Origin of the sequence: Isoptericola sp. NPDC057191, from assembly GCF_042670225.1 — a bacterium.
Taxonomy (GTDB): Bacteria; Actinomycetota; Actinomycetes; order Actinomycetales; family Cellulomonadaceae; genus Isoptericola.
In genome coordinates this window covers 1-4,719 of the sequence record NZ_JBHUWC010000244.1, presented here as the reverse complement: position 1 = coordinate 4,719, position 4,719 = coordinate 1, and the positions used below count along the sequence as shown (strand labels likewise).

The following is a 4,719-nucleotide window of genomic DNA, read 5'->3' as shown; positions in this document are numbered from 1 at the left end:
GTTACTCACGTTCCCAACGCTGAGAACGTGAGTAACCACCTGTTCGGCGGGACGGTGGGCGGGGTCGTGGACGCGCACGTCCACCTGTGGGACACGGCTGCCGTGCAGATCTCCTGGTTCCGGGACGGCCTCGGCCTGCCCGCCCGGGTCGGGGCCGACGACCTCGCGCGCGCCACCGGGACGTCGCCGGTGCCGGTCCGCGCCGCCGTCGCCGTGCAGGCCGCCGACACCGAGGACGAGGCGCGCTGGCTGGTGCGGCAGGCCGACGCCCACGGTCCGCTGCCCGGGCCGGTCGTGCTGCAGTACGACGCCCGTCCCGGCGACCCCGCCGCGTGGGCCGGGGCGGCGCAGCCGGTGGTCGACGACGACGCCGCGGGGGTAGCCGCCCGGGTCGCGGGCGTCCGGCTCGCCGTCCCGGGCGGCGCCGCGGACCTGTCCGACGTCGCCGGTCTCGACACCCTGTGCGAGGGCCTGGCCGCGACGGGCCGGGTGCTCGAGACGCTCGTGCGGCCCGCGCAGCTCCCTGCCGTCGCGGCCCTCGCGGCCCGCCACCCCGCGCTCGACGTCGTCGTCTGTCATCTGGGGCTCGGCGCCGGGGCGCCCGACGGCGCCTGGCACGACGGGCTCGCCGCCCTCGCCGCGCACCCGCGCGCGCACGCCAAGCTGTCCGGTCTCCTCACGACGGCGCCCGACGACGACGCCCGCCTCGCCGTGGCCGTCGGCGCCGCCGTGGCGCTGCTGGGCCCGGAACGGCTGATGTTCGGCAGCGACTGGCCGATGTCAGCGCGCGTCGCCCTCTACGACGAGGTCGTGCACCGCACCGCCCGCGCCCTCCCGCCCCTCTCCGGGGCCGGCGAGGACGCCCTCTGGTCCGGGACGGCCCGCCGCCTCTACGGCGTCGTCGCCTGACCGCCCGGACGACGCCGCCGCACCCTCCGGTCGGGGACGCACGGCGACGATGGCGACGTCGTCCTCGACCGTCTCGGACAGCATCCCCGTCAGCGCGGCGGCCAGCAGGTCGTCGAGCTCGGCCGCGTGCGTGCCCTCCAGCACGCGGGCGAGCCGCGCCACCCGCAGCCGCAGCGAGTCGCCGCGGTTCTCGACGAGTCCGTCGGTGTACAGCACCAGCGTGTCGCCCGGCCGGACCTCGACGACGTGGTCCCGACGGGCCGTGGTCGGCATCACGCCGAGCACGAGGTCGTTGCGGACCCAGAGCACCTCGCTCGTCCCGTCGGCGCGGACCAGGACCGGGGGCAGGTGACCGGCGCTGGACCATCGCACCGTGCGCGCCCCGCGGCGCTGCTGGTCCTCCGTCTGCTCGACCCGGGCGACCAGCACCGTCGCCGTGCCCGCCCCCTCGACGAGCAGCCCGTCGACGGCCGCGTCCACCCGCTCGAGGACCCGCGCCGGGGTCTCGCTGCTGTTGTCGTAGGCGATGGCCCGCACGAGGGCGCGCAGCTGCCCCATCGCCACCGCGGCCCCGAGGTCGTGGCCGACGACGTCGCCGATGACGAGCGTGGTCGCGCCGTCCCGCGTCGCGAAGGCGTCGTACCAGTCGCCGCCGATGTCCCGCTCCAGGGCCGCCGGCTGGTAGTGCACCACCACCTGGAGGTCGTCGAGCTGCGGCGGGTCGGTGAGCACGGCCCGCTGCAGGGCGAGGGAGACCTCGGTGGCCCGTACCCGCTCCTCCTCAGAGCGCCGGGCACGACGGCGGAGGTCGTCGTCCGCGGCCCGGCGCCGGACGACGTCGCGCAGGGTCGCCGCGATCGTCGTGGCCAGGACGGCCAGGAAGCGTGCGTAGTCGGCGTCCCAGGGCCGCGTCGACGTGGGGTGCAGCACCAGCACGGCGAGGATGCCCCTGCCGACCCCGGAGCGCACCGGCTTCACCACCGCGCCCTCGGACGTCAGCCGCTGGCCCGAGCCGAGGGCACGGGCGACGAGGTCGCGCTCGCCTGCGACCGCGGCGGCTCCGGCCTCCAGGACGAGGTCCAGGCCGGACGCGTCGTAGACCGCCGCGCGTGACACGTCGGCGCTGCGAGCCAGGAGGTCGAGCACGGGACGCAGGAACGTGGGTAGGTCGTCGAACGTCGTCGGGAGCGCGGCGTGCACCTCCCCCAGCGTGCCGAGCCGGCGCTGGATCACGACCTCCTGCGTGGTCTCCGTCGCGATGTCGAGGACGCCGGCGATCCGACCCTCGTCGTCCAGCAGGGGGCTGTAGGAGAAGGTGAAGTAGGTCTCCTCGTCGAACCCCGACCGGTTCATGTGCAGGGACAGGTCCCGGCTCCACGTCGGCTCCCCCGTGGCGAGGACGCGCTCGAACAGCGGGCCGACGTCGTCCCAGATCTCCGCCCAGACCGCCGCGGCCGGCGCTCCCAGCGCGCCCGGGTGCTTGTCCGTGCCGAGCATGTCGCGGTAGCCGTCGTTGTAGATCAGGGTGAGGTCCGGGCCCCACACCAGCATCACGGGGAAGCGCGTCGAGAAGCACAGCCGGACGGCATGCCGCAGCGCGACCGGCCACCCGCTCGGCGGGCCCAGCGGGGTGTTGTCCCACGCGACCGCCCGGGCTTCCCGGCCGACCGCGCTGCCCGCCGTCGCCGCCTCGAACCATCCCGACTCCACGGCCGAATCGTAGCGAGGCGCGGGGCCCCGGCCCGGTATCTGCGCGGACGTTTTTCGGCGTCGCCCGGCCGTTCTTGCGCCGACCAGGCCGAACGCACCCGGGGGCGGACGCGGACGTGACCAGGGCCTCGCTACGCTCGTGCCGTTCTCGTCGGCGGCGCGCGTTGCGGCGACGTCCCGACGACGTCCCGACGCTGTGGAGGAACGATGTTCGCGAGGTCCCTCGGGGACGACGGCGCCGAGCTGCGCCCGCTGGAGCCGTGGCACTCGGAGGAGCTGCTGGCGAGCATCGACCGCGGCCGGGAGTTCATCGGGCAGTTCGTCGGCCTGCCCGACCGGATCACCGACCTTGAGAGCAGCCGCTCGTTCCTCGCCGCGTACGCGCAGAAGGCGGCCACGGACACCGGACGGCTCTACGGGATCTGGTGGGACGGGAGGCTCGTGGGCGGGGTCCTGTTCCGCACGTTCGACGTGGCGCAGGGCACGGCCGAGGCGGGCTGCTGGCTGGAGCCGGCGGCGGTGGGGCGCGGCCTGGTGACGCGAGCGTCGCGGCTGATCATCGACTGGGCGATCCGGGAGCGCGGCATCCACCGCGTCGAGTGGTGGGCGGCGTCGGGCAACGCGCCGAGCATCGCCGTCGCCCGCCGGCTGGGGATGCAGCGCGACGGCGTGCTGCGCGAGCACCACGAGTATCGCGGCGTGCGGCAGGACATCGAGGTGTGGTCCGTCCTGGGCCCGGAGTGGGAGGCGCTCGGGTCGCGCCCGTCCTGATCGAGCGATCTAGATTGACGCCGTTGACGACGCGCCTTAGCCTGGGTTGACGGCGTTGACAGTGGAGGGACGTGCGATGTCGACACAGTTCAAGCAGGAGCTCACCGAGGAGGTGGCTCGTCAGATCGCGCAGCTGCCGGACGACGTCGAGCCCCGCACGGACGACGTCGTCGAGATCGCTCGCGCCATGGTCGGGGCGTTGCCCAGGCGGACCACCTACGACGCGCTCGTGGGCCCCTTCTACGACATCGCGGGCGTGCGGCGGCTGTTCGGGGACGTGACGCGTCAGGCTGTCGACCAGCGCCGGAGGCGAAACGGGCTGCTGCGCGTGATCACGCGGGACCATCACAGCCTGTTCCCGGTGTTCCAGTTCGACCGGGGTCGGGTACGGCCCGAGGTCCTCGACCTGCTGGGGCCGCTGGGCGCGATCGATGACCAGGACGGATGGATCCGCGCCACCTGGTTCGCGACGCCGGCGGCCGCCCTCGACGGCCAGACGCCGCGACAGGTGGTCACCGATCCCGCAGCGTGGGAACGCTATGGCAGCGTCGCGGTCGACCTGGCCGTAGAGACCGCCGACCGCTGGTCGGCCGCCGCATGACGCAGCGGCGCGACGAGACGCAGCAAGGTCCACCCCGCCAAGGAGTGGACCTTGCTGCATTCCCTCACAAGAGGATCCAGGCCGGCCGTCTGTGGTACCGCCAGCACCACCTGCCGCCGTGGTACTTCAGCTCGAACCGCAAGGGCCGGTTCGACCTCGACCCTCCCCGCGGCACCTGCTACCTCGCCTCGCGCCCCGAGGCCGCCGCACGCGAGTTCATCGGTGCCGACGTCGCAGACGCCGGGTTCGTCGCGGCGGCCCTCCTGCGCGACCGGTACGTCTCGGCACTCACCCTCCCGCGGGACATGCGCCTCGCGCACACCCACCACCAGGACGCCATCTCCCACGGCGTCATCAGCAACGAGCTGTGCCACATGACGCCCTACGACGTGCCCCAAGCGTGGGCACGAGCCTTCGACGCCGCCGGGTTCGACGGGATCTGGCACACGCTCCGGTTCAGCACGGCCACTCCGCGCGGCGTGGCCCTGTTCGGGACGGCGGGCGGAGCTGACTGGCCCGTCGACCCGCACCCGACCCCTCTACGAACGGTCGTCGACTCCATGCGGATCTCGGTGCTGGACACGCCTTCGCTCGCGGAGACGACCGTCGTCCAGCCTGACTAGGGCTGCGACAGTCCGGCATGGTTCCATCGAAGGTCGTGACGCGAGGAAGGTTGGCCATGCGACGAGACACTCGGGCAGGAGTTCGGCCCGCGGCCAGCGCCGCGC

At 74.0% G+C, this 4,719-nt stretch carries 4 protein-coding genes and 1 pseudogene; 4 read left to right on the top strand and 1 reads right to left on the bottom strand.

Annotated features, from left to right (window positions below):
- Positions 1-27: 27 nt before the first annotated feature.
- Positions 28-909 carry an amidohydrolase family protein gene (locus ACFT55_RS19115; protein ID WP_380245430.1) on the top strand — a complete coding sequence of 294 codons (882 nt, stop codon included), beginning with the start codon at positions 28-30 and terminating at the stop codon, positions 907-909.
- A gap of 48 nt (positions 910-957) precedes the next feature.
- Here ACFT55_RS19115 and ACFT55_RS19110 read toward each other — a convergent pair.
- Positions 958-2,460, bottom strand: a pseudogene (locus tag ACFT55_RS19110) (SpoIIE family protein phosphatase); the annotation flags it as partial.
- Between the two features lie 366 nt (positions 2,461-2,826).
- Between ACFT55_RS19110 and ACFT55_RS19105 the strand changes: the two are divergent.
- The 3 genes from ACFT55_RS19105 to ACFT55_RS19095 all read left to right on the top strand — a co-directional run bounded on the left by ACFT55_RS19105 (position 2,827) and on the right by ACFT55_RS19095 (position 4,614).
- Positions 2,827-3,390, top strand: a complete 564-nt coding sequence (locus tag ACFT55_RS19105) for a GNAT family N-acetyltransferase (protein WP_380245429.1) — start codon at positions 2,827-2,829, stop codon at positions 3,388-3,390.
- Between the two features lie 76 nt (positions 3,391-3,466).
- Positions 3,467-3,991 (top strand): hypothetical protein, encoded by a 525-nt coding sequence (locus ACFT55_RS19100; RefSeq protein WP_380245428.1) that lies wholly within the window; start codon positions 3,467-3,469, stop codon positions 3,989-3,991.
- A gap of 44 nt (positions 3,992-4,035) precedes the next feature.
- Positions 4,036-4,614 carry an RES domain-containing protein gene (locus tag ACFT55_RS19095; RefSeq protein WP_380245427.1) on the top strand — a complete coding sequence of 193 codons (579 nt, stop codon included), beginning with the start codon at positions 4,036-4,038 and terminating at the stop codon, positions 4,612-4,614.
- Positions 4,615-4,719: the final 105 nt, after the last annotated feature.